Genomic DNA, 22,940 nt, shown 5'->3' on the forward strand with positions numbered 1-22,940 from the left:
GGGCAAGATGCTCTCCGTCGCGGATCCCCTGCCTTCGCTAAAACCATTAGGCACGAAGGCGTGGGGGTAGTTGGTCAAACTCATGATGTCCCAATCGGAAGCCGGCACCATCTTACCCAACCTCCGATGAGAGAAGATCGTTCTACTTACCTCAGGGAAATGATCGGCGCCGATGGGCCCCAGCAATCCCAGAAACACAGAACCCCGCCAGACTAGGATGTGCCTGGAGCGATTATAGCGAGGAAGGCTGCCCAGGAGGCGGAAGCCCAGGCAGCCTTTCGGGATCCCGTGTATCGGCACTGAGGCTCCGATGTAGTGTTAGGTTACCTTCCCGCCGGAGTGCGAGCCCATCGATAGGTTAGGTGCCACGCCCCCGACGCCCAATGGCGGCGAAGATCACAGAGGCGATGATCTCGGCCTCCGCATGAGCGTCCATGCCGTCCAGTGTGCGAAAGTCGTCAGCGGGACCCGCCCCGTCGTCAGGCCAAACAGGATTTAGCACTTCGCCGACGAGGACCGCAGCTCCTTCGTTACGCCAACCCTGGAGGCTTCAGTCGTCCATTCTGGCATGGATCGAGGCATTGAGAGCGCCCAGGGTGCAGGCTCCGGAAACTGCCATCGTCCGCCTCCATGTTGGGCTGGCCCCTTAGAGATGGGTGCTCCCGAGGGGACGGCGGCAAGCCTCGCTCAGGATCGTAGCTCGCCACCTTCACGCAACCCCCGCGCACGGCCGAAGTTCCAGGTGGGTAGAACGACTTGCCCAAGCCGGCCTAGTGCGCAGACTCTGACCACAGGCGACGCTATTGCCCGTACCAGGGGAGAGGCTTGCCTTCGCCTTAACCCGCCTGAGCAGACAGGTGATGCTCCTTAGAGGGCCCGGGGTCGCCTGGGTCATTCGCCGCGACCCCTGTATTCCCCGTGCGGGCCGTCACAGCCAGTCCAAGCGCCCGCACGAGCCGGAGCAGGACCGGGAGGGGCATGGCAGCAATGTCCGCTGGCCGCAGCTGATCGGTCAGATGCTCCTTGGCTGTTACTCGACCGATGCACCGCAGGGCATGCGCGATGAAGGCTGGGTCGCCCGTCTCGAGGGCGTCGGCCAGAAGGTCGGCCTGCGTCTCGGCCGTGGGAGCAAGCTTGCTCGCATCATAAGGATAGCCGCGGAGGGGCATGGCCTAAAACCCAGATACTCAGCAGGTTCGGGATGTTGGGACCGAACCGAATTGGTCGACCCCGCTGATCTCCTAACCTGCGGCCGAATTTGCTGCAATCTAAGATTGCGCGTCTAAGCAACTTAGTTGTGCAGGCCGAAGCCGGTGCTCGCCTTTTGTGCGACGTGGAAAGTTCTTGGCGTCACTGATCGATGCCCGGCCGGCGAGGTTCGAAGTACGGCAGCCGTAGATGCTCCGGCGTCTGGCTCTTGCGCCCCCCCCGCGCCCAGACTTCGGCGAGCTTGCTCTCGAGCGGGTAGGGGTTCTCCAGGGCCCGGTGGCCGGCCCGGCCGGCGGCGTATCCCTTGCACCAGGCATCGAGGGCATTGTCCTGCGGCATCGCGGTCTCGTGTGCTGCGCCGCAGAACCAACCGGCTCGCCTCGTCCGGGTTCCTAAGCGGTCCGTAGACCTGAGACCGATTTTCTGTTAGGTTAGCTCCACGTGGCTGCCGGATCCTGGGTCGTTGCTGCAGCGCTCGGGGGAGCACTAGCGGATACCGAGGGGGCGTCCGTGGCGGCTCACGTGCCCCCGAGTGGCTAAGCCGGGCACCCAGCCATCTGCCCGGGTCGCAAGCCGTCCGGGGGCGCGGTGGCCGCGACGCCCCCACCCATGCGCCCGGCCCGAACTCCCTTGCAAAATGGTCAGCCTGGACTGCGGAGCCTCCGAGGTTAGGTCCTCAACCACGTGGCTGCCCATCACAGGCTATCGCCTCGACGGCCTGGCCGGTGTGGTACACGGACACCGAGGGGGCGTCCACGGCAGCTCATGTGCCCCCGAGTGGCTGATCCAGGCGTCATGCTGTCTGCCTGGGTGGCAAGCCGTCCGGGGGCGCGGTGGCCGCGATGCCCCCACTTACCCTAACAGCCGGGCGGCCAGGATCGCAGTGTCAGCGTTCGTCGCTGCAGGACGCCCCGACAGCCGCGCCATGCAACTCGATCTCGCTCGTCCTCTTGGCGCCTGCCTGCCGCAGGCACCGCAGGAGCGTCTCGGTCACCGTGGCCACGATCCCCGCCTCGTGCAGATGCGCGCCCACCTCCAGATGGAAGTCCAGAAAGCCCGGACGGGCAATGCACAGCCGGGGCTCGGCTGGCCGGGGCCATCCAGAGGGCGCGGCGCCGGCTGAGACTACGACGTCGGCAAACTCGCGGCCGAGCGTTGCGGCCACTGCCGAGGCGAGGTCGTCAGGGGTCAACGGAGCCATCTCTTTGGAAGGAGGGCCTGTTTACTCACATCCTGCTGAAGTGTCACGCCCGTCCGAATTGCCGCTTTGCCGCCCGCTCCACTCGCCTCACACCAGCGTCCAGCCCTCGGCCTTAATGTCAACCTCGACCTGCAGCCCGAAGAGCACCGGCCTCGCCCCGCTCCAGCCACCGAACTCGGAGCGGCTCAGGGTCTCATGCGTGCAGCGATCCAGGATCAGGACAGTGGGAGGGGCCCCGCGTGCCTCCGCCTCGTTGCGAGCCTGGAGAATGGAGTGAGCAAGGTCGGTGGCAAAGATCATGGCAGCAACCTGGGTCCTAATCACATCACGAAGGCGGCCCGTCGCCGGGCGACGACGGGCCTTGTCAGTCTGCCCCATCAAGGGAGTCCGACGTGCCGGGGTTGTCAGAACGGCGGCACTGTCCGGCTGATCCACCGCAGCCTGGAACACTGGCTGCACACCTCAGATGACGGACGTTCACGGCTCTTGTGGGGCTCTGCCAAGGCAACCAAAGTCAGAGCGGCGGCAAGTCTGTGTTGGGCTGTGTCCATGCCCTATCCCGTTGCGGAGCTTGTAGCCCCTGAGGCAAAGGAACACTCTCGGGGGCTCTTGGCTCGCCTTAAAATATGATCCCAGCAGGGCGCCCGAGGCGGATCTGGCTCGCCCCAGGCTCGGAAGGGGTCTCCCTTGACGGCAAACCCCTTCCTCACAGTTGGTTAGGGTAGGTTCTGATACGGGGCAATTTGGCCTTTGGAGGTATGGCTCGGCCCGGTTGGCTACTCAGACCTGGGCTCAGCCTCCCAGAGGTTGAACTGGCAACTCCAAAAGGCTCTGGAAGTGCAGGTCGCTCTCGTGGTCCCTGGAAAGCGGGTAGGCTTAGCGCACGCAGGGCCGGATGCTGCCAGCGGTGGGGTAAAAAGCGGCCCCGCCGAAGCGGGGCCGAGCACCAGGATCAGAGTGCGATCGCTTCTCCCGGGCGGCCGGCTCCGTGGAGCCGGACTGGGTCGCCGGACCAGCCGGCTTCACGTCGTGTAGAATCCACCCATCTCCTTTGTCTAGCTACCCTCGGAGTTCCAGTCGCAAGAGCTGCTGGTTGCCATTTCTACTCAGGTCAATAAGCTGTTGCTGCGAACATGGTCCGCGACTCAGCCCTGAGAACAGCAAGCGCGGAGTAGAGTGGAGATGAGGCAGGACTTCCTAGAAGTACGGCGTCGTGATGGGTAGACGCGCTCCTCCGATCAGGCCTCCCACTGTAACCGCCTTCGACGGCCAGGATGGCTGGAAGGCCATCAGCCTCGATCCGACTGGTACGAGCCTGCCTAACAGGAATGGGCCCTGGACCGCTATTGGGTTCGTCCAACTCCTCGACGATGGGATATTGGAGACTTTGCGGGAGCACGGTTACATCCTCCTGCGTGACGTCGAGGGCGAGGAGAATACCCTCGGGATCCAGCACCCGACCCAGTTGCACTGAGGTGCGGGATGAAATCCGCATCCGCACTCACACCAGGAACCCGCAAATACAGTCCGACGCTTCTTTCTCCCCCCGCGAGCAGGTCACCTCGGGTCACTGAGGGAATGTGACCGGCAGGGTTATCCGTACCGCCTGGAGTAAGGAAATTGCGTTGTCCCTGCTGCCCCATCTTCCTGAGCCTTTGTCCAATGTCCGACACGTCCGACGGCAGATGGTTCGAGCGAACAGCGTCAGGGCTTGCCCCTGATCTCCCACCCCTCGACCTGATCGTCCACCACGACCGGGACACCGAACAACGAGTGCGTTGACGGACCAGCCGCCCAGTAGCCATGTTTGTCCTTGCACAGGCGGGCCTGGACGGACAGCCCCAGGACTATGCATGTCGGCTGCTTACCTCAATTTCCCATGCGGCTGAGTTCGCGAGCGATTGCTTCGGCTACAGTGCGCCCGTCTGCAGACCGCGGAGGAGCGTCATTACTCAGCACGGAACAGGCCGTGCTTCTAGGTTGGAGAGGATCTCAGTTCTCAGCCGCATTCACGCTCGACTGGTAGTTGTTGTGCAAGAAATTCCATTCGGTGTACAGCCGATAGCTGTTGTATGGAATGGCGAAGCATATCAGGAACAAGTAGAATGGCAGCATCCTCGCTCTATTGTAGCCAACTTCTTTGGCGAAGATGAAAAGAGTCAGGATGCTAATTTCCCAGTAAAAGACGATAACCCTCTCGGTCCCGAGGAGAAATGCTGCCGCCGCGATCACGAAAGTAAGCCGCAGCCAAGAAATCAGCATCGCCTTGCCCGCAACTAGGGAGATAACAAAGAACGGCACCGAGAGCGCCAAGGTCTTCGCAACTGCTTCGGGCCTGAGATCTAAGTAGACACTCAGTTTCCTGGCGCCCAGATAGACAATGACTGGAGCGACGAGGAGTAGGCCAAGTGTACCCAAGATGAAGCGCCGACGCTCGAGGACCAACAGAGGTGCGAGGATGATCACTTGAAGGTGGGACAGCACTGCCGCGACGTAGCTCAACAGCGGATAGCGCGGCGTTAGAGCAAACGGCAACAGCAGCAGAATGGCCGCCATGCTTAGCCTTTGCAATTCTCCCATGAGGCGGAAGAGATAGAAATCTGTCGCAATGTAGATCAGGAAGAGCAGGGTAAGCGGTGTGAGGCGCAACTTGGTGGCAACGAACCGCCAGATAACCCAAGTGAACACTAGGTTCTTGATCAGGATGGCAGTGGGGTAAGCAACGCCGATCTTGGAAAAAACGTAAAGGTAAAGGAACGATAGAGGTTCGGAGGCGCCTACTACCGCCGAAAAGAATAGGTATGCACCTTTGAAGGTTTCGACCAAGAATAGATTATCGTAGAAATAGAAATAGTTGAGGTTGTCTCGGATCAACGACTCGACGACCTGCTGTGAAAGCAGCAGGATCGGAGCAACCGCCAGCGTCGTCAGGACGAGCAGTGCTAGGCTGTTCAGCAGCCGGTTCAGGGATCTCGGGCTCATCAGGCGTGGACTCGTTGTGCGGGTACAGAAACCGGTCCCTAGCCCAGCGGTGATAAGATGGGCAACAGTAGGGCGCGACTGCGACAGTTTGTGTCGGATGTCGTAGGGGCGATCATCAGGCTTGGGCTCTGCCCCGCACCTCCCACCGCTCGACCTGGTCGCCTCCTAGCAATCTGCGCCCGCCTCACGCCGCCTCGACGTGCACTGACGCCCTCTGGCCCAGCGCGGCAAAGGCCTGCTCGTACTGGTCCAGGCGCGTGGCGTGCCGGGCGTGGAAAAGGCGATCGACCTGGGGCCGGTGCCAGGACAGCCGGCGGGCGAGCTCGGCCCTGGTGATGCCCTCCGCTTCCAAGGCCCACATGAGCCGGACCTTGATCTCGATCTGCAGCCCGACCTTCACCTTGGGGCCATCGGTCAGCTCCGGCCGGGGGATCCGCCAGAAGTGGGACAGCCGGGCGGCGAGAGCCTCCTCGACCGCCAGCCGTCCCATGGTCAGAGCGTCCGCCTCGGTCTCGCCATAGGACGTGACCTCGGGCAGCTGCGGGCAGGTGACGAGCAGGGTATCGTTGTCGTCGGGTGTCAGGCTGATTGCATAATCCATGATGACCCATCCTCCTGGGCCCTTATCTGGCATCCAGCGTTGCAGCCAATAGAACTGTTGATCAGGCAGCGTCAGGACTTGCCCCTGATCTCCCACCGCTCGACTTGGTCGTCCACCACGACCCGCACGTTGAAGATCGAGTACCGGGAGGGCCCGCTGTGAGTGAATACTAGGTCGTCCCGGTGCAGCCTCTCGAACACGGCCGGCCCGATCGCGATCGACACCGGCTTCTCGCCCCGACTGCGGAAGGCTACGAGGTCGCGGGCGATGGCTTTCGCTAGGGTCAGGCCGTCCGTATCAGGGATGGGTGGGTGCTTCCGGCTCACGGGCTGGCCGGCTGGTTGGCAATCCCCTCGGCTCTGACGAACCCGTCCATCTGAGCTCCCATCCGCATCAGGGCGTCGTAATGGACCGGATGCAGGTGGCCGACCGGCAGGTGCCACTGCTCTGCGCACTGGCCGGCGTAGAGCGCCAGCGCCGGCACGGCCCACTCTCGCGCTTCCCGCAGCCGCGCCTCCAGCTCCTCGATCTTGTCCAGCAGGCTGCTGATCATCTCCTCGGGCTCGAGCATGGGGCAGGGGTCCTGATTCCGTCCCCGACAGCCTAAGGCCGGCCCCTGAATTAGAACAAGACCAGAACATAGCTCAGATGATGTCGTCGACAGTGACGCCCAGCGCCTCGGCGATCCGCTTCAAGGTGTCGATCGATCCCCGCTTCCGGCCATGCTCAATATCGTGAAGCTGGGCCCGGTGCATGCCGGCCTTGGCCGCCAGGTCAGCGCCGGTCAGGCCACGCCAGGTGCGGAGCGCTCGTATCGGATGTTCTCCCTTTAGAATTCGTTTCACCACCTTGGCCGGGATGCTTTCCCGCCGATCTGCTATGGCAGCGTCATGGGCCTGCAGCGCTTCGAGTTCTTCGGCCACTTCCCGCAGCCGCCGCACCTCGGCGATCAGGAGGGCCATCGTGCGGCCAACTGCGTGCTGCCCACCGCTCAGGGTGCAGTCCTGCATCGCAGCGGCCGCCGCCTCTAGGGCGTCCAGGTCAAGGGGCTCGTGCGCCCATGGATAGAAGTCTGCAGTGTCCGGCATTGCCTTTCCTCTCGGTCCGGCAATCGTTGCGGCTTTTACAGGACACAGTGCAAGTCATTGATCTTCCTTCGCACACCGCTTGCCGCTTTTACACCATAAGCCACTGATGAATTGGAGGAAATGAGGTCCCTCCGGGATCGCCATCCGGCCCGTTCGCTTCGCTTGACAGGCGAGGGTGGGTTCCCCTGAGTGGGGAGGACAGCAACTCGGAAACGGACAACTCCTGTGGCACGGATCGAGGCGGACGCCTCCATTGATCTTGACGACCTCGACCTTCACCGTCTTCGCGTCAGGTCGGAGAAATCCAGTTTTCTCGACGACATCTCGGTTCGCCTGAATGGCGAAAGGTATCAGGATGTCTACGAGGTGCTGTCGAACGACGGGAGCATCAGCAGCGACTTCGGTGGCAAGCGACTGGTTTTCGACGACGAGCAGCAGCGGCTCGTCGATGGATCCGTCACCGGGATCGTGGAATTCATCTACCAGGGTTCGAACCAGTGGAAACTCTGGTGGAGCCTTCAAGGTGTGGAACTTCCGGCGGTCAAACTCTGGAGCGCCTCGCTGACCGTCTCGGCCAAGGACGACGCTGCGATCGTCCGGGCCGCACTCTCCGGCGACGACAGCTTCCGATTGTCGGATCAGTCGGATCGGGCAAGGGGTTTCGACGGCAATGATACGCTTGAGGGACGCGGAGGCGACGATTCGCTCTTTGGCGGAGCAGGCCAGGACAGCATTTCTGGTGGTGCTGGCCACGACGTCCTGAATGGAGGAGACGGCGGCGACGTCCTGCGGGCAGGTCGTGGGGCGGACAGCCTTGCAGGCGGTGAGGGGCGCGACGTCCTGATCGGCGGGATGGACGACAATCCGGACGTGTTCCTGTTCAGGTCGGTCCGCGACAGCCGCATCGGTGCGGCGGACGCTGTCGAGAACTTCACCTCGGCGATCGAGAGCGGTGACCACATCGACCTGAGGTCGATCGACTCGAACATTACGCATCAAGGCAACGATGCATTCGATTGGGCGGGAAAGGCCGCCAAGGGTCATGCCGTGTGGTGGACCGCAGCCGGGACCGATATCTTGCTCAAGGCGGACGTCGACGGCGATGCGGCGGCGGATCTCGTCATTCGGCTGCGCGACCTGGATGGCCTGTCCAGGAACGACGTCTGGCTCTGAGGCGGCGACCCCGCAGGCTCAGGTCCGCGGGGCGCCACCCTCGAAGATGGCGTGGCCACGGTAATCCACCTCGGCCTCCTGCATCTGCAGATGGAGGCCGTCGCCTCTGAACGGATGGGCGCGGGCCAGGTCTTCGTCCACATCGATCCCAAGGCCAGGGCCGTCGGGCAGGCGGATGTAGCCATCCTCGATCCGGATGTTTCCCCTGATCAGCCGGTCGTGGAAGTCGGTCTCGATGGTCTCGGCCATGAGGCAATTGGGGATCGCAGCGCAAAGCTGGATGTTGGCTGCCCACTCCACGGGCCCGGCATAGAGATGGGGCGCGACCTGAGCGTTGGCGGCTTCGGCCAGGGCGGCGATCTTGCGGGTCTCCCAGATGCCCCCGGACCGTCCCAGCGCCGGTTGCAGGATGGCCGTGCCGGCTGCGAGCGCCTGCGCGAACTCGCGCTTGGTCGTCAGCCGCTCTCCTGTGGCGACCGGGATGCGGACGGCGCGCGCCACCTGGGCGAGCGACTCCATGTCGTCGGGCGGCACCGGCTCCTCGTACCAGAGCGGGCTGTAGGGCTCGATCGCGGCACCCATCCGGATCGCGCCGCCGGTCGCGAACTGGCCATGGGTGCCGAACAGGAGATCGGCCCGGTCGCCCACCGCCTCCCGGATCGACCGGCAGAAGGCCACGGAGCGCGAGATGTCGTGCATCGAGGGCATGTGGCCCGACCGGATCGTGTAAGGGCCAGCCGGGTCGAACTTCACGGCGGTGTAGCCTTTGGCCACCATGTCCTGCGCGGCCTCCGCCGCCTGGCCGGCGTCGGCCCAGAACCCCGGAAGGACATGAGCCGGACGGGTCGGATAAAGGTAGGTATAGGCCCGGATCCGTGGGCTGACCTGCCCCCCGATCAGGGCGTGCACCGGTCGGTTCCGGTCCTTGCCGACCATGTCCCAGCAGGCGATCTCCAGGCCCGAAAAGGCCCCGATCACCGTCGGGTCGGGTCTTTGGGTGAAGCCCGATGAATAGGCGCGCCGGAACATCAGCTCGACGTTCTCAGGGTTCTCGCCCGCCATGTGCCGGACGAAGACATCCCGGATGACCGCCGCCATGGCGTCCGGCCCAACGGCGGCGGCATAGACCTCGCCCCAGCCGACGACGCCGGTGTCGGAGGTGAGCTTCACCAGGATCCAGTAGCGGCCGCCCCAACCTGGATCCGGGGGCGAGGTGACGATGATGTCGAGGCTGTCGAGTTTCATGCCCGGATCCTGCCCGCGCCTTGGCCCGTCTGCAGGCAGGAAACCGACCTACGACGTCGCGGGCGCGGGATCTGGGCCACGCGCCCGGCGGAGCAGGAGGATGCAGGGGATCGTCAGGAGGGCCCCCAGGAGGTATGGCGCCCCATAAAGATGGCCGCCCGGGACCGAAGCGCCCCAGGCGAAGACGCTGGTCATCAGCAGCGGTCCGACGACCAGCGCCGCCGATCTGACCGAGGCGACCACGCCCTGCGCCTCGCCCTGTGAATCCGCCGGCACCAGTCGTGAGATGCGGCCCTGAAGCGCCGGGACGGTGACCTCGGCCAGGGAGGACAGCGGGCAGAGCAGGATCGCGAGCCATCCGCCCCATGGGGTCGGGGGAAGCAGCGCATAGACGACGAACCACACGAGACCGAACAGCAGGCCGAACATGATCGTTCCCCACTCTCCGAACCAGCGCATGTAGATCCGGATGCCCTGCGCCTGGGCCCAGGCGGCAGCGATCCCGAAGGCGGCCAAGGAGATCCCGATCTCCCAGGGGGTCCAGCCGAAGGCTGCCTTGCCCCAATAGGACCAGGTGGCGACATACGAGATGTAGCTCAGGTCGAAGAGGAACAGGATGAGGAGCAGGGGGCCGACCCCGGTCAACCGGCTCACCGACCGCATCGCCCCAAGGGGATTGGCCCGCTTCAGCTCGATGGGGCGCCGCGTCGCATCCGTCACCGTCTCCGGAAGCGTCAGCGCCCCAAAGGCGAGGTTGGCAAGGGCAAGGGCCGCCGCCGCAAGGAAGGGCGCCCGGGTGCCGAGCTCCCCCAGGAGGCCGCCGATGACAGGGCCCAGGATGAAGCCACCCATGAACGCGGCCCCCAGAAGGCCGAAGGTCTGGGCGCGCTTGTCCGGGGGCGTCACGTCGGCGGCCGCGGCGTTGCAGGTCGCATGGGTCGCCGCGGCGATTCCCGCCACGACCCTCAGGAGCATGAGGACCCCCATGGACCGCGCGAATGCGCTGCCCAGATAGTCCAGGGCCATGACGGCCAGAGAGATCAGCAGCACGGGCCTGCGCCCGTAGCGGTCCGAGATCGCTCCGATGACCGGCGCGCAGAGGAACTGCATGACCGCGTAAACGGTGGCCAGGACTCCACCCCAGAGGGCGGCGTTCCCGATGGTCCCGCCCTCCACCTGCGCGATGAGGTCGGGCATTACCGGGTAGACGAGCCCGATCCCGACCGCGTCCAGGAACAGGGTCGTCATGAGAAACGGCAAGGGAGAGCGCATGGTGCCGAGCTAGCGCAGCGTCGCGTCGGGGGCCAGTGGGTCCCCGGACGAGAGCTCAGCCGCTGCGGGCCTGGGCCAGGCCCGGCAAGTTCCTGCCTTATTCGATGGCGTCCAGCCGTTGGCGGCACTTGTCCAGCCATGTCTGGAGCGCCTGGAGCGACTCCGGCTCGTCGAGAAAGGGCACATGGCCGCGCCCCGGCACCTCGACCGCGATGAGGTCAGGCCGGCGCCGCTTCATGTCCTCGAAGGTGGCGCGCGACAGCAGGTCAGACGTTTCGCCCCGGAGCGCGGCCACCGGGAGACCGGCCAAGGCATCGAAGGCCGGCCAGAGGTCGGGCAGGGGCGTGTCCTCGGAAGGAAGGAACGCGTCGCGAAGGCGAGGGTCGTAGCGGAGGCCGAGCCCCTCCGGGGTTTCCTCGTAATGATTTCGCACCTCGTGCAGCCAGCGTTCGTGGGGCACGCCCCGGAAGCCGGTCCAGAGCTGCGCCCGCATCCGTGCCGCTTCCTCCCAGGTGGGCTGCGCCGGACGACGCCCGAGATAGCCGGCAATGACGCCAAGCCCGCGACGTTCGATCACCGGACCGATGTCGTTGAGCGCCACGCCCAGCAGCCGATCCTTGGCGGTCATCGCCAGGACCATCGCGACCAGCCCCCCGCGCGAGGTGCCGATCACGGCGGCCCGCTGTAGGCCAAGATGGTCCAGCAGCGCCACGACATCCGCGGCCTCCTGCGGAACGGTGTAGGTGGCGGGGCCGGTCCAGTCGGACTGGCCGCGCCCCCGGGCGTCGAGCCGGATGAGGCGCACCCCCTCGAGATGCGGAGCCAGGTGGTCGAAGTCGCCCCCGTTCCGGGTCAACCCGGCCAGAGCCAGGACGGGCAGGCCATGTCCCTCATCCGTGTAGTGGAGGCTGGCGCCATCCGCGGCTCGAACAAATGGCATCAGGCCGTTCCTTCTGCATCTGCTGCGATCCGGACCAGGTTACCGAGGGCCAGGACCGTGTTCCAATTGCGCGCCGTGTTCGGGACGCCGATTCCCTTGTCAAAGCGTGCGCCGAGGTTCGACCGACCGAAGCCGTCCGGCGTGTGGAGGTAGGCGGCCCCGTCCCGGATGGCGATCCTGTCAGGCCCGCCCAAGGCCCCCAAAGCCCCCACGCGCGCGGGATCAGGCACCCCGTCCAGGACAGCGAGGTGAAGCGTCGTCGGCGCAGCGCTGGCTTCGGGGAAGGGGTTCGACGTGATCATCCCAAGCCACGTGAACCCGTCGACCACATGCACGGCCTTGCCAAAGCCGAACTCCGCCCGGCAAAGGTCAGCGATGCAATCCCTGACCTCTTCGCGGGCAGCGGGACTGGTCGCGACGGCGTTGCCGCTGTTGATGTAGGTGACCGCATGACCAAATCCTGCGCGGGTCAGCGCGTCCCGCAGGGGACGAGTCGGGAGCTGGGTCGGACCACCGACCCCTCGGAACAGGATGACCCAAGCCGTCATGGCGGCTCAGGCGTCGATGGCACTATTGAGTTCATCCCCGAGGGTGCGTTCGTAGGCCGTGACATCCATCCACATCGGCTCGAGCACGTTGCCGTCCGGATCCGAGATGCTGCGGCCGTACATGAACGGGTAGTCCTGGACCTTGCCATTGTCGCTGCCCCCGGCGCCGAGCCCCGCCTCCATGAAACGTTCGACGGCCGCACGGCTGTCGCAGGACAGGGCCACCAAAACCGAGGTCTCGCGTGACGGATGACCGACCGGCCGGGGAGCGAACTCCGCAAACTTGTCGCGGGCCAGAAGCATGATCTTGATCTGGTCCGAGATCACCACGCAGGCGCTGCTGTCGTCCGAGAACCGCTCATCGAAGGCGAGCCCCAGGGCCGCATAGAACGCGCGCGCCCGAGGCAGGTCGCTGATCGGCAGATTGACGAAGATATGCTGGCCCATGTCGGATCCTCCCGGCCACCAGCCTAGAGCAGCCTGCAGGAGTAACCAAGTCCGGCGAACGGCTGAGCGGATCACCCTTGGCCGACGTCATGGGGTGCACGCCTGCCTAGCATACCGGCAGTCGATCGGCCGCCCGGATCGGTCGAGGCCACCGATCCCTGGCGAAGGTGGCCTCAGTTCAGAGGTTGTCCGCCTGAGGCATCCCAAGAACGTGGAACCCGCCATCCACTCGGACAACCTCGCCGGTGGTGCAGCGGCCAGCCTCCGAGCAGAGCCAGACTGCCGTTCCTCCGATCGCATCCAGCGTCGCGTTCGAGCGGAGTGGCGCATTCGCTTCGGTGTGCCGGAAGGTCGCGCGCGCACCACCGATCGCAGCGCCGGCCAAGGTCTTCATCGGCCCCGGCGAGATCGCATTGACCCGAATGCCCTCCGGACCGAGGTCATTGGCCAGGTAGCGCACAGCCGACTCGAGCGCAGCCTTGGCTACGCCCATGACGTTGTAGTGCGGCGTCACGCGGTTCGACCCCTGGTAGGTCAGGGTCACGATGCTGCCGCCGTCGGGCATTAGCGCACGCGCCCGGCGGGCCAGATCGATCAGCGAGTAGCAGGAGATAACCATCGAGGTCTTGAAGTTCTCGCGCGTGGTGTTGATGAACCGGCCATGCAGTTCGTCCTTGTTGGAAAAGGCGATGGCATGGATCAGGATGTCGATCCGGCCCCAACGCTCCGCCACGAGGCCGAACGCCCGATCCAGGGAGGCGTCGTCGGTGACGTCCGCATCCACCAGGAAATCCGAGCCAAGCGACGCGGCCAGCGGCTTCACGCGCTTGCCGAAAGCCTCCCCCTGGTAGGTGAAGGCCAGTTCCGCCCCCGCGCCATGCAACGCTTGGGCGATGCCCCAGGCGATCGAGTGGTCATTGGCGACGCCCATGACGAGCGCGCGCTTGCCCTGAAGGTTCATCAATTATGTCCGTTCAATCGGAGTGTTTGCTAAGGAGCATCGACCCATTCGTCCCGCCGAAGCCAAATGAATTCGTCATGACGGTGTCGAGACCGGCATTTTCGACCAGACGCGTGGCAATCTCGCCTTCGCGCAGGGCCGGGTCGAGGTTTTCCACATTGATCGACGGTGCGATGAAGTCGTCCTGGAGCATGAGGAGGCAGTAAATCGCTTCCTGTGCGCCGGTCGCGCCCTGGCTGTGCCCGGTCATCGACTTGGTGGAGGAGATCGGCGGATGGTCGTCCCCAAAGACGCGGCGCACGGCCTCAACCTCAGTGACGTCGCCTACGGGGGTCGAGGTTCCGTGCGCGTTGATGTAGCTGACCGCCCGCCCCTCAGGGAGGGTGGCCATCGCCAGCCGCATCGCCCGCTCGCCGCCTTCGCCGGACGGGGCCACCATGTCCGCGCCATCCGAAGTCGCTGCGAATCCGGTCACTTCGGCGTAGATCTTCGCGCCCCGCGCGAGCGCCCGCTCGCGCTCCTCGAGCACGACGATGGCCCCGCCGGCCGCGATCACGAACCCGTCGCGGTCGCGATCGAAGGCACGCGAGGCGCGGGTCGGGTCATCGTTGAAGTGCGACGACATGGCGCCCATGGCGTCGAACAGGGCGGACAGCGTCCAGTCCAGCTCCTCCCCGCCGCCGGCGAACATGACGTCCTGCTTGTTCATCTGGATCTGCTCGGCGGCCGCGCCGATGCAGTGCAGCGACGTCGAGCAGGCCGAAGTGATCGAATAGTTGATTCCCTTGATCCGGAACGAGGTGGCCAGGTTGGCGCTGACGGTCGACGACATCCCGCGCGGCACCATCAGAGGGCCGATCTTCTTCGGGCTGCCCGTCTTGAGCACCGTCTGGCCGGCCGCGAACAGGTTGGAGGTCGACGGTCCGCCCGATCCGGCGATGAGGCCGGTCCGCTCATGGCTCACCTCCGCCTCGCTCAGGCCGGAGTCGGCGATGGCCTGCTCCATGGCGAGATAGGCGTAGGCCGCGCCAGGCCCCATGAACCGGAGCCGGCGCTTGTCGATGTGCTCCGACGGATCGATCTTGATCGTGCCGGCAACCTGGGATCGGAAGCCATGCTCGGCCATGTCCTCGGACCGTTCGATGCCAGAGCGGCCGGCCTTCAGCGAGTCGAGCACCTCGGCCACGCTGTTGCCGATCGGCGAGATGATCCCCAGTCCGGTGACGACGACCCGTCTCATGATCAACCTCCCTGTGCGGCGGCCAGGCCGACGCGCATGTCCTTGACCTCGGCGACGATCTCACCGTCGGCCTCGACGCGGCCATCAGCCACGCCCATCTTCAGCCTGCGGTCGATCACCCTCGTGAAATCAACATGGTAGCGCACGAGCTTCCGATCGGGCTTGATCATCCCGGTCAGCTTGACCTCGCCCGCGCCCAGGGCGAATCCCTGGCCCTTCCACCCGCGCCAGCCCAGGTTGAACCCGGTCAGCTGCCACAGGCCGTCGAGCATGAGGCATCCCGGCATGACGGGATTGCCCGGAAAGTGGCATGGGAAGAACCAGAGGTCCGGGTGGATGTCCAGTTCGGCCACGACATGGCCCTTGCCGTTCGCTCCGCCGTCGTCCGATACATCGGTGATGCGGTCCATCATCAGCATGGGCGGAGCGGGTAGTTGAGCGTTGCCGAGGCCGAAGAGTTCGCCCCTGGCGCAGGCGAGGAGGGCCTCCCTGTCGAAGTGTCGCGGGAAGTCGGACATGTGCCCCTGGTCCATCCGGTTGTTGCGCGCCGGTCGATGCCTTATCACCGGCCCGGCAACGGGGGCAAGGGTGGGGCGGCCCCGGTTGAATCCCCACCTGTAAACGACATATGCTTCTGGGGCTTGGAACAAGAGGGCGCGGGAGGCCGATGCACGAGGACGCGATGACCTACAGGACGGCCGAGGATCGCGGAAAAGCTTGGCTTTCGCGGGGCGGACTGCGACCGACGCGGCAACGGGTGTCGCTGGCGCAGCTTCTCGTCGGGGATGGGCGTGACCGTCACGTCACCGCCGAGAGCCTCCACCACGCCGCGACCCGCGCGGGCGAGCCTGTGTCGCTGGCCACCGTGTACAACACCCTGCGCGCGTTCTGCGACGCTGGTCTTATGCGGGAGATCACCGTCGACGGCTCCAAGAGCTATTTCGACACGAACATGACCGATCATCCGCATTTCTTCTGGGAGGAGGAAGCCCGGCTGACCGATGCGCCCGCCTCGCAGTTGGAGATCCGGCGGCTTCCCGATGCCCCCGAGGGGGCGGAGATCGCTGCGGTCGACGTGGTGATCCGGCTTCGACGGGTTTAGGGGCGGCTCCCCCTCAGGCGTGATGACAGGACTGGCTCTGACTCGCTGCGCAAGCGGGGCAAGCCGATTCTCGCGCCATTGCAACCTTGCCGCCGCGGGGCTATCCCCGACCCTCGCCAGTGGAAGGCCGGATCCATGCCCAAGAAGCTTTTCGTCAAGACCTACGGGTGCCAGATGAACGTCCATGACGGGGAGCGCATGGCCGAGCTCTTGGCCGGGCAGGGTTACGAGGTCACCGAACAGGCCGAAGAGGCCGACATGGTCCTCCTCAACACCTGCCACATCCGCGAGAAAGCAGCGGAAAAGGTCTACTCCGATATCGGGCGGCTGCGGCCCCTCCGGGCTGCCAAGCCCGACCTGCGCATCGCCGTTGCCGGATGCGTGGCCCAGGCCGAAGGCGAGGAGATCATTGCCCGGGCGCCGATGGTTGACCTGGTCGTCGGACCGCAAAGCTATCACAACCTTCCCAAGCTGCTGAGGCGCATGGACGCGGGCGAGAAGGTCGTCGAGACCGAGTTCCCCGCCGAGGACAAGTTCGCCCATCTTCCTGCGCGCAGGCTCAGGACACCGACGGCCTTCCTGACCGTCCAGGAAGGGTGCGACAAGTTCTGCGCCTTTTGCGTCGTGCCCTACACCCGCGGTGCCGAGGTCAGCCGCCCGGCCGAGCGAATCCTGTCGGAAGCGCGCGCCCTGGTCGCGCAAGGGGTCCGGGAGATCACGCTTCTGGGTCAGAACGTGAACGCCTGGCACGGAGCCGAGGGAGGCCTCGCCACGCTGGTGCGCGAGCTGGCCGCGATAGAGGGGCTGGACCGCATCCGGTACACCACATCGCACCCGAACGACATGGACGATGCGCTGATCGCCGCCCATGGCGCCGAGCCGAAGCTCATGCCGTTCCTGCACCTCCCGGTTCAGTCGGGGTCGGACCGGATCCTCAAGGCCATGAATCGCAAGCACAAGGCCGAGGATTATCTGCACCTTATCGAGCGACTGAGGCGTGCGCGCCCGGACCTGCTGCTCAGCTCGGACTTCATCGTGGGATTTCCCGGCGAAACCGAGGCGGATTTCCAGGCCACGATCGATCTTGTCGAAGCGGTGCGCTTCGGATCGGCCTACTCGTTCGCCTATTCGCCGCGTCCCGGGACTCCGGCGGCCGAACGGCCCGGCGTCGCCGCTGCCGAAGCTCATGACCGGCTGCTCCGCCTTCAGGCCGTGATCACCCGCCAGCAGCAGGAGGCGCAGGCCTCGATGGTGGGGCGCGTCCTCCCGGTGCTGTTCGAGAAGCCGGGCCGGATGGACGGGCAGATGACGGGCAAGTCGGAGCATCTGATGGCCGTCAGCGTCACCGGGCCCGCAGAGTTGCGGGGGCAGGTCCGCGCGGTCCGGATCACGGGGGCCCTGACCAACTCGTTGGCGGGCGAGCTGGCTGCGTGAAGCGCAGCGATGTGACGTTCACGCGCCGATGACCAGGAAATGTGCGTCCTGTGGGGGTCGGACCGGGACCCTGTCGCCGCGTCAGGCGTTCTCCTGCCAGCGGCCCCTCGGAACGCTTGCGCCATGGTTCGGGCCGCGCCACCATGGTCCCACGAGGCGCATGTGCCCGAAGGAGAAACGACCCTGCCCGTGACCGCGCTGAACGCGTCCGCCGCCGCCCCCGCACATGGTGAAACTCTGCTCGAGTTTCCCGACAACTACCTGCTGATCGACCTGTGCGGCGAACATGACCGCAACCTGGCCATTCTGGAGGACCGCATCGGCGTCCAGATTCTCAGGCGGGGCAACCGCCTGGCCGTGATGGGCGACGCCGACGCGCGGGGTCGCGCCGGTGAAGTGCTGCGCGCCCTCTACCAGCGGCTCGAATCGGGCAAGGGCCTGGAGACCGGCGACATCGACCGGGAACTTCGGATGGGGCCCGCCCTGCGAGAGACCGGCCCGCAGGAAGGCGACCAGACCGAGATGTTCGGCGAGGACCCGAACGGCCGCATCGAGATTCGCACCCGCCGCAAGGTCGTGGAGCCCAGGACCGAGGCGCAGAAGGCCTATGTCCGCGCTCTCTTCGAGCATGAGCTGGCGTTCGGCATCGGCCCGGCGGGCACGGGCAAGACCTACCTCGCGGTGGCCGTGGGCGTCTCGATGTTCCTGGGCGGCCACGTGGACAAGATCATCCTCTCGCGTCCTGCCGTCGAGGCGGGCGAGCGCCTGGGCTTCCTTCCGGGCGACGCGAAGGAAAAGGTCGATCCCTACATGCAGCCGCTCTACGACGCGCTGAACGACTTCCTGCCGCAGAAGCAGGTGCAGAAGATGATCGAGGAGAAGATCATCGAGATCGCGCCTCTGGCCTTCATGCGCGGGCGCACGCTGAGCCACGCGTTCATCGTCCTGGACGAGGCGCAGAATGCCACGTCGATGCAGATGAAGATGTTCCTGACCCGCCTGGGCGAAGGATCGCGCATGGTCGTGACCGGGGACCGGACGCAGATCGACCTGCCGCGCGGCGTGCCGTCGGGCCTGATCGAGGCCGAGCGGCTCCTGCAGAACGTGCCCAAGATCAGCTTTACCCGCTTCACCGCGCGCGACGTGGTGCGGCACCCGCTGGTGGCGGCGATCATCGAGGCTTATGACGCCGACGCGCGCACCCGCGAAAAGCTCGAGGACCCAAGCTGAGACGATGACGGACGACCTTCTCGTCGAGACCCTGACCGAGGACCACCGCTGGGAGGACCTCGGTCTCGAAGCCTTGGCCGAACGGGCCTGCCGCGCGACCCTGGAGCGGCTCGGCCTGGAGCCGTCCGCCTACGAGATCAGCCTCCTGGCCTGCAACGATGCCCGGATCGCCGAGCTGAACTCGGACTTCCGGGGCAAGCCGCAGCCCACCAACGTCCTGTCCTGGCCCTCGGACGAGAGGGGGGCGGACAAGGCGGGCGAGATGCCCTACCTGCCCCCTCCCGAGCCACCGATGCCTTTGGGCCTCGGCGACATCGCCATCGCCTACGAGACCTGCGGCCGCGAAGCCAAGGAGGCTGGCAAGTCGCTGGAGGACCATGCCACCCACCTTCTCGTCCATGGAACGCTCCACCTCCTGGGTTTCGACCATGAGAGGGACGCGGACGCGGACCTGATGGAAGGTCTTGAGACCGAGATCCTCAGGGGGCTCGGCCTTGCGGACCCCTATGCTCCTGGAGCAGATGGGGTCGCCACCACGAGGATCACCGATGACTGACGTGAGCAACCCCACGCCGGGGCGCGACGAGGGCGGCGACGAAGCGGGCGAGGGCCAGAGTCGCGGCTTCTTCTCCCGCATCATCGAGGCGCTCAGTTCCAATGACGACGACAAGCCGGCCGGCGGACGGACCGTCGTGGTCCAGCCTGGGCTGGGCAACCTCCGGAAGATGCGGGCCGAGGATGTGGCCCTCCCGAAATCCGAGATCGTGGCCGTGCCGGTGACGATCTCCCTCCCGGATCTCGTCGAGGAGTTCCGCGAATCCGGGCGCACGCGGATTCCGGTCTATGAGGGCACGCTCGATCAGCCGATCGGCATGGTGAACCTCAAGGACGTGGCGCTGCGGCACGGCTTCGGACGCGGCGGCGACTTCGACCTGCGCGGGCTCCTGCGGCCGCTGCTCTATGTGCCCCCGTCGATGCCGCTGGCTGCCCTGCTCCAGAAGATGCAGCAGGAGCGGATCCACATGGCGCTCATCATCGACGAATATGGCGGGACCGACGGGCTCTGCACCATCGAGGATCTGCTCGAGACGGTGGTCGGGGAGATCGACGACGAGCATGACATCGCCGAGCCCGAGCACGTCTCCCGCGAGGGCGAGGGGGTCTGGATCGTCGACGGCGCCACCCCGATCGAGGAGTTCGAGCGCGAGATCGGGATGGACCTGACGGCCCACGAGGAAATCGATGCCGAGGAGGTGGATACCCTTGGCGGGCTGGTGTTCCTCCTGGCCGGGCATGTCGCGCAAAAGGGCGAGGTGATCGTCCACCCTGACGGGCCCCTCTTCGAGGTTCTGGACGCTGACGGCCGCCGGGTGCGCCAACTTCGCGTCCGGCTTCCGATGTCGCCGCGGTGATCGTCATGGACGGCCTGGCCCGCGGGCCAGGATGGCTGGCGGCTCGGCCTTGGCCGCTCCGTCTCGCAGTCCTGTCCGGCGTCGGCGGTCTGGCGGGGCTGGGACAGATCCCGACCGCCTGGCCGGTGGCGACGCTGCTGGCGCTTGTCGCTGCGATGGACATGGCACGTCGCCGTGCCGCCGGCTTCGCCGAGGGTTGGGCGCTCGGCGTCGGCTACTTCGCCTTCACTCTGCGCTGGATCGTGGATCCGTTCCTCGTCGAGCCGGAGCGGACCGGCTGGATGGCGCCGTTCGCGCTTTTCTTCATGGCCGCGGGCCTGGCCCTGTTCTGGGGGCTGGCCTTCGGCCTCGCGCGACGGCTCCGGCTGGGCCTTTGGGGGCTCGTTCCGATCTGGACGGGCGTCGAGGTGCTGCGCTCCCTGGTGCTCACGGGCTTCCCTTGGGTTCTCCTCGGTCATGTCTGGTCCGAAACTCCGCTCATCCAGCTCGCCTCGGTGATCGGTGTCCATGGCATGACTCTCCTGACCCTGGCCACGGCGGCGGTCCTGGCTAGTCCGGGCGCAGGCTACTGGCGCGCGGCAGTTCCCGCGGCCTTGGTGGCAGCGGCGGTCCTGCTGCGGCCCGGGCCGCCGCCCGCCCTCGATCCAGAGGCGCCGGTGATCCGCATCGTGCAGCCCAACGTCCCCCAGGAGGACAAGTGGAATCCGGACCTCATGCCGGGACATCTGCAACGTCTCCTGACCCTGTCGGGACCGCCCGAACCAGAGGGCGCCGGACCCCAACGGCCTGCATCGCTGGTGGTCTGGCCCGAGACGGCCCTGGCCGACCTCCTCGAATGGGCGGGGCCGGTTCTCGAGGCCGGGGCGCGCGTCGACGGCGGCGTGCCGGTCGCGACCGGCGTCGTTCGCCGGGACGAGCAGGGGCGGTTCTTCAACAGTCTCGTCGTCACGGACGATCGCGGGAACGTCACGGACCTTTACGACAAGGTCCATCTCGTGCCTTTCGGCGAGTATATCCCCTTCCGGGGTCGCCTGGACGAGCTCGGGCTCGAAGGCTTGGCCGAGATGCAGGGCGACGGCTTCACCGCCGGCGAGCCGAGCGGCAAGCTCATCGACATCCCCGGCATCGGATCGGCCCGGGCGCTGATCTGCTACGAGGGGATCTTCCCCGAGGAGATCGGCTCCGGCAGCCGGCCGCGGCTCCTGCTGCTTGTCACCAACGACGCCTGGTTCGGCGACCGGGCCGGTCCCGAGCAGCACTTCGCCCTTGGACGGCTCCGCGCCATCGAGTTCGGCCTTCCGCTCGTCCGGGCGGCGAACACGGGCATCTCGGCGATGATCGACGGCAAGGGGCGCATCCTGGCCTCCCTTCCCCTGCACGAGGCGGGCGCCCTGGACGTGCCGCTGCCGCCCGCGCTGCCTCCCACGATCTATGCGCGCCTTGGCGACGGACCGGTGCTTCTGGTCCTGGCAATGCTGACAATCGTCGCGTTTCGGCGGCGGGGGATTGACCCAGCCGTCCGGGGGGCCTAGCCAAGTCACCATTCCTGTCACAACGGCTTCCTGGCGTGACGGGCGAAATTCAATGGAGCGCTCCCCATGTCCCGCCTCGACTATGTGTTCACCTCGGAATCCGTCTCCGAGGGACATCCCGACAAGCTGTGCGACCGTATCTCGGACTCGGTCCTCGACGCATTCCTGGCCGAGGATCCGCTCGCGCGGGTTGCCTGCGAGGCCTTCGCCACCACCAACCGCGTCGTGATCGGCGGCGAGGTGGGCCTGACCGATCAGGATCGACTCCGGGTCTTCAAGGACGGGGTCGAGGGGATCGTCCGCGACTGCATCAAGGACATCGGCTACGAACAGGACAAGTTCCACTGGGCGCACTGCCAAATCGAGAACCTCCTGCACGAGCAGTCCGCCCACATCGCCCAGGGCGTCACGGGCGAGCGGGGCGAGGAAGGGGCCGGCGACCAGGGCATCATGTTCGGCTACGCCACCCGGGAAACCCCCGAGTTCATGCCCGCGCCCATCCACTACGCCCACGCGATCCTGCGCCGGCTGGCCGAGGTGCGGAAATCGGGGCAGGAGCCGCTGCTCCGGCCCGACGCCAAGTCGCAGATTTCCCTGCGCTACGCCGGCGGCCGCCCGGTCGAGGTGACCTCGATCGTGCTCTCCACCCAGCACGAGAGCGAGGCCCAGACCTCGGCCGACATCCGCGCCATCGTGGAGCCCTACATCCGCGAGGTGCTGCCCGAGGGCTGGATCAGCGACCGGACCAAGTGGTGGGTGAACCCGACGGGAACCTTCGTCATCGGCGGCCCTGACGGCGACACCGGGCTCACGGGGCGCAAGATCATCGTGGACACCTATGGCGGCGCGGCCCCTCATGGCGGCGGCGCCTTCTCGGGCAAGGACCCGAGCAAGGTCGACCGGTCCGCGGCCTATGCCGCGCGCTACCTGGCCAAGAACGTCGTGGCGGCGGGGCTGGCGGATCGCTGCACGATCCAGTTGTCCTACGCCATCGGCGTCGCCCGGCCCTTGTCCATCTACGCGGACCTGCACGGCAGCGGGGCGGTGGACGCCGCCCTGATCGAGCGGGCCATCGACCAGGTCATGGACCTGACCCCGCGCGGCATCCGGGAGCATCTGGGCCTGAACCGTCCGATCTACTCCCGCACCGCCGCCTATGGTCATTTCGGCCGCGCCCCCGAGCCCGATGGCGGCTTTTCCTGGGAGCGGACGGACCTTGCCGAGGCTCTGCACCGGACGGCGGGCAGCCTCGCGGCCTGAGCCGCCGCTCCTTGGCGAAGGCGCAGCTTTTGGCGTGCCTCGCCTTGCCGAACGGGCCGGACG

Annotated in this window: 24 protein-coding genes and 1 riboswitch; of the genes, 8 read left to right on the plus strand and 16 right to left on the minus strand. The window is 66.1% G+C overall.

The features are described from left to right. Nucleotides 1–1,350: 1,350 nt before the first annotated feature. The 8 genes from J3P31_RS01130 to J3P31_RS01165 form a co-directional block, all read right to left on the minus strand. Complete coding sequence (locus J3P31_RS01130; RefSeq protein ID WP_210526446.1) at nt 1,351–1,548, minus strand: ribosome modulation factor; 198 nt, start codon at nt 1,546–1,548, stop codon at nt 1,351–1,353. Between the two features lie 547 nt (nt 1,549–2,095). Next, nucleotides 2,096–2,401, minus strand: coding sequence for a hypothetical protein (locus J3P31_RS01135; RefSeq protein WP_210526448.1), 306 nt, complete (start codon nt 2,399–2,401; stop codon nt 2,096–2,098). 96 nt (nt 2,402–2,497) lie between these two features. Next, nucleotides 2,498–2,710, minus strand: a complete 213-nt coding sequence (locus J3P31_RS01140; RefSeq protein ID WP_210526450.1) for a hypothetical protein — start codon at nt 2,708–2,710, stop codon at nt 2,498–2,500. 1,692 nt (nt 2,711–4,402) lie between these two features. Next, the gene (locus J3P31_RS01145) at nt 4,403–5,392 is read right to left on the minus strand and encodes a hypothetical protein (RefSeq protein WP_210526452.1); all 990 of its coding nucleotides are present in this window, start codon (nt 5,390–5,392) and stop codon (nt 4,403–4,405) included. Between the two features lie 184 nt (nt 5,393–5,576). Then, nucleotides 5,577–5,993 carry a type II toxin-antitoxin system HicB family antitoxin gene (locus J3P31_RS01150; RefSeq protein ID WP_210526454.1) on the minus strand — a complete coding sequence of 139 codons (417 nt, stop codon included), beginning with the start codon at nt 5,991–5,993 and terminating at the stop codon, nt 5,577–5,579. Between the two features lie 71 nt (nt 5,994–6,064). Next, nucleotides 6,065–6,217 carry a hypothetical protein gene (locus J3P31_RS01155; protein WP_210526456.1) on the minus strand — a complete coding sequence of 51 codons (153 nt, stop codon included), beginning with the start codon at nt 6,215–6,217 and terminating at the stop codon, nt 6,065–6,067. A 98-nt stretch (nt 6,218–6,315) separates the two neighbouring features. Continuing rightward, nucleotides 6,316–6,564 (minus strand): hypothetical protein, encoded by a 249-nt coding sequence (locus J3P31_RS01160; protein ID WP_210526458.1) that lies wholly within the window; start codon nt 6,562–6,564, stop codon nt 6,316–6,318. A 73-nt stretch (nt 6,565–6,637) separates the two neighbouring features. Continuing rightward, entirely contained in the window at nt 6,638–7,081 is a 444-nt protein-coding gene (locus tag J3P31_RS01165) for a helix-turn-helix domain-containing protein (protein WP_246849203.1), read from the minus strand. Between the two features lie 225 nt (nt 7,082–7,306). Here J3P31_RS01165 and J3P31_RS21785 point away from each other — a divergent pair, with 225 nt between their 5' ends. Next, nucleotides 7,307–8,254, plus strand: coding sequence for a calcium-binding protein (locus tag J3P31_RS21785; RefSeq protein WP_368372995.1), 948 nt, complete (start codon nt 7,307–7,309; stop codon nt 8,252–8,254). Nucleotides 8,255–8,272: 18 nt separating this feature from the next. Here the strand turns inward: J3P31_RS21785 and J3P31_RS01175 are convergent, their stop codons facing one another. The 8 genes from J3P31_RS01175 to fabA form a co-directional block, all read right to left on the minus strand. Beyond that, the gene (locus J3P31_RS01175; RefSeq protein WP_210526462.1) at nt 8,273–9,499 is read right to left on the minus strand and encodes a mandelate racemase/muconate lactonizing enzyme family protein; all 1,227 of its coding nucleotides are present in this window, start codon (nt 9,497–9,499) and stop codon (nt 8,273–8,275) included. 48 nt (nt 9,500–9,547) lie between these two features. Beyond that, on the minus strand, nt 9,548–10,747 hold the full coding sequence (locus J3P31_RS01180; RefSeq protein ID WP_246849202.1) for an MFS transporter: 1,200 nt from the start codon (nt 10,745–10,747) through the stop codon (nt 9,548–9,550). 121 nt (nt 10,748–10,868) lie between these two features. Then, nucleotides 10,869–11,711 (minus strand): alpha/beta fold hydrolase, encoded by an 843-nt coding sequence (locus tag J3P31_RS01185; protein WP_210526466.1) that lies wholly within the window; start codon nt 11,709–11,711, stop codon nt 10,869–10,871. Beyond that, nucleotides 11,711–12,259: a DUF1697 domain-containing protein gene (locus J3P31_RS01190; RefSeq protein ID WP_210526468.1), complete on the minus strand. Its 549-nt coding sequence runs from the start codon at nt 12,257–12,259 to the stop codon at nt 11,711–11,713. The genes J3P31_RS01185 and J3P31_RS01190 overlap by 1 nt, the downstream gene beginning before the upstream one ends. 6 nt (nt 12,260–12,265) lie before the next feature. Further along, entirely contained in the window at nt 12,266–12,706 is a 441-nt protein-coding gene (locus J3P31_RS01195) for a VOC family protein (RefSeq protein ID WP_210526470.1), read from the minus strand. A gap of 178 nt (nt 12,707–12,884) precedes the next feature. Continuing rightward, nucleotides 12,885–13,667 carry an enoyl-ACP reductase FabI gene (locus J3P31_RS01200; protein WP_438270248.1) on the minus strand — a complete coding sequence of 261 codons (783 nt, stop codon included), beginning with the start codon at nt 13,665–13,667 and terminating at the stop codon, nt 12,885–12,887. Between the two features lie 13 nt (nt 13,668–13,680). Then, complete coding sequence (gene fabB, locus J3P31_RS01205) at nt 13,681–14,907, minus strand: beta-ketoacyl-ACP synthase I (RefSeq protein ID WP_210526474.1); 1,227 nt, start codon at nt 14,905–14,907, stop codon at nt 13,681–13,683. 2 nt (nt 14,908–14,909) lie between these two features. Continuing rightward, a complete protein-coding gene (gene fabA / locus J3P31_RS01210) occupies nt 14,910–15,425 on the minus strand; it encodes a bifunctional 3-hydroxydecanoyl-ACP dehydratase/trans-2-decenoyl-ACP isomerase (RefSeq protein WP_210526476.1) in 516 nt (171 codons plus the stop codon). Nucleotides 15,426–15,589: 164 nt separating this feature from the next. On the opposite strand from fabA, the gene irr reads away from it, so the two are divergent. The 7 genes from irr (at nt 15,590) to metK (ending at nt 22,877) form a co-directional block, all read left to right on the plus strand. Further along, nucleotides 15,590–16,009, plus strand: coding sequence for a Fur family transcriptional regulator Irr (gene irr, locus J3P31_RS01215; protein ID WP_210526478.1), 420 nt, complete (start codon nt 15,590–15,592; stop codon nt 16,007–16,009). Nucleotides 16,010–16,144: 135 nt separating this feature from the next. Continuing rightward, nucleotides 16,145–17,443, plus strand: a complete 1,299-nt coding sequence (gene miaB / locus J3P31_RS01220; RefSeq protein WP_210526480.1) for a tRNA (N6-isopentenyl adenosine(37)-C2)-methylthiotransferase MiaB — start codon at nt 16,145–16,147, stop codon at nt 17,441–17,443. Between the two features lie 123 nt (nt 17,444–17,566). Then, nucleotides 17,567–18,673, plus strand: a complete 1,107-nt coding sequence (locus J3P31_RS01225; RefSeq protein WP_210526482.1) for a PhoH family protein — start codon at nt 17,567–17,569, stop codon at nt 18,671–18,673. A gap of 4 nt (nt 18,674–18,677) precedes the next feature. Next, nucleotides 18,678–19,229 (plus strand): rRNA maturation RNase YbeY, encoded by a 552-nt coding sequence (gene ybeY, locus J3P31_RS01230; RefSeq protein WP_210526490.1) that lies wholly within the window; start codon nt 18,678–18,680, stop codon nt 19,227–19,229. Next, nucleotides 19,222–20,085, plus strand: a complete 864-nt coding sequence (locus J3P31_RS01235) for a hemolysin family protein (RefSeq protein WP_210526492.1) — start codon at nt 19,222–19,224, stop codon at nt 20,083–20,085. Before ybeY ends, J3P31_RS01235 begins: the two co-directional genes overlap by 8 nt. A 5-nt stretch (nt 20,086–20,090) precedes the next feature. Continuing rightward, nucleotides 20,091–21,617 carry an apolipoprotein N-acyltransferase gene (lnt, locus tag J3P31_RS01240; protein ID WP_210526494.1) on the plus strand — a complete coding sequence of 509 codons (1,527 nt, stop codon included), beginning with the start codon at nt 20,091–20,093 and terminating at the stop codon, nt 21,615–21,617. A gap of 11 nt (nt 21,618–21,628) precedes the next feature. Further along, nucleotides 21,629–21,677, plus strand: a riboswitch (SAM-SAH riboswitch). A 6-nt stretch (nt 21,678–21,683) separates the two neighbouring features. Continuing rightward, nucleotides 21,684–22,877, plus strand: a complete 1,194-nt coding sequence (metK, locus tag J3P31_RS01245; RefSeq protein ID WP_210526495.1) for a methionine adenosyltransferase — start codon at nt 21,684–21,686, stop codon at nt 22,875–22,877. The last annotated feature ends 63 nt before the right edge of the window (nt 22,878–22,940 follow it).

This window comes from Rubellimicrobium arenae (assembly GCF_017916275.1).
Taxonomy (GTDB): Bacteria; Pseudomonadota; Alphaproteobacteria; order Rhodobacterales; family Rhodobacteraceae; genus Rubellimicrobium; species Rubellimicrobium arenae.

Excerpts from the sequence above, each read along its gene's own strand:
- J3P31_RS01130 (WP_210526446.1), bottom strand. The coding sequence starts at position 1,548 with ATGCCGCAGGACAATGCCCTCGATGCCTGGTGCAAGGGATACGCCGCC.
- J3P31_RS01140 (WP_210526450.1), bottom strand. The coding sequence starts at position 2,710 with ATGATCTTTGCCACCGACCTTGCTCACTCCATTCTCCAGGCTCGCAAC.
- J3P31_RS01145 (WP_210526452.1), bottom strand. The coding sequence starts at position 5,392 with ATGAGCCCGAGATCCCTGAACCGGCTGCTGAACAGCCTAGCACTGCTC.
- J3P31_RS01150 (WP_210526454.1), bottom strand. The coding sequence starts at position 5,993 with ATGGATTATGCAATCAGCCTGACACCCGACGACAACGATACCCTGCTC.
- J3P31_RS01160 (WP_210526458.1), bottom strand. The coding sequence starts at position 6,564 with ATGCTCGAGCCCGAGGAGATGATCAGCAGCCTGCTGGACAAGATCGAG.
- J3P31_RS01165 (WP_246849203.1), bottom strand. The coding sequence starts at position 7,081 with ATGCCGGACACTGCAGACTTCTATCCATGGGCGCACGAGCCCCTTGAC.
- J3P31_RS01175 (WP_210526462.1), bottom strand. The coding sequence starts at position 9,499 with ATGAAACTCGACAGCCTCGACATCATCGTCACCTCGCCCCCGGATCCA.
- J3P31_RS01180 (WP_246849202.1), bottom strand. The coding sequence starts at position 10,747 with ATGACGACCCTGTTCCTGGACGCGGTCGGGATCGGGCTCGTCTACCCG.
- J3P31_RS01185 (WP_210526466.1), bottom strand. The coding sequence starts at position 11,711 with ATGCCATTTGTTCGAGCCGCGGATGGCGCCAGCCTCCACTACACGGAT.
- J3P31_RS01190 (WP_210526468.1), bottom strand. The coding sequence starts at position 12,259 with ATGACGGCTTGGGTCATCCTGTTCCGAGGGGTCGGTGGTCCGACCCAG.
- J3P31_RS01195 (WP_210526470.1), bottom strand. The coding sequence starts at position 12,706 with ATGGGCCAGCATATCTTCGTCAATCTGCCGATCAGCGACCTGCCTCGG.
- J3P31_RS01200 (WP_438270248.1), bottom strand. The coding sequence starts at position 13,667 with ATGAACCTTCAGGGCAAGCGCGCGCTCGTCATGGGCGTCGCCAATGAC.
- fabB (WP_210526474.1), bottom strand. The coding sequence starts at position 14,907 with ATGAGACGGGTCGTCGTCACCGGACTGGGGATCATCTCGCCGATCGGC.
- fabA (WP_210526476.1), bottom strand. The coding sequence starts at position 15,425 with ATGTCCGACTTCCCGCGACACTTCGACAGGGAGGCCCTCCTCGCCTGC.
- irr (WP_210526478.1), top strand. The coding sequence starts at position 15,590 with ATGACCTACAGGACGGCCGAGGATCGCGGAAAAGCTTGGCTTTCGCGG.
- miaB (WP_210526480.1), top strand. The coding sequence starts at position 16,145 with ATGCCCAAGAAGCTTTTCGTCAAGACCTACGGGTGCCAGATGAACGTC.
- J3P31_RS01225 (WP_210526482.1), top strand. The coding sequence starts at position 17,567 with ATGGTTCGGGCCGCGCCACCATGGTCCCACGAGGCGCATGTGCCCGAA.
- ybeY (WP_210526490.1), top strand. The coding sequence starts at position 18,678 with ATGACGGACGACCTTCTCGTCGAGACCCTGACCGAGGACCACCGCTGG.
- J3P31_RS01235 (WP_210526492.1), top strand. The coding sequence starts at position 19,222 with ATGACTGACGTGAGCAACCCCACGCCGGGGCGCGACGAGGGCGGCGAC.
- lnt (WP_210526494.1), top strand. The coding sequence starts at position 20,091 with ATGGACGGCCTGGCCCGCGGGCCAGGATGGCTGGCGGCTCGGCCTTGG.
- metK (WP_210526495.1), top strand. The coding sequence starts at position 21,684 with ATGTCCCGCCTCGACTATGTGTTCACCTCGGAATCCGTCTCCGAGGGA.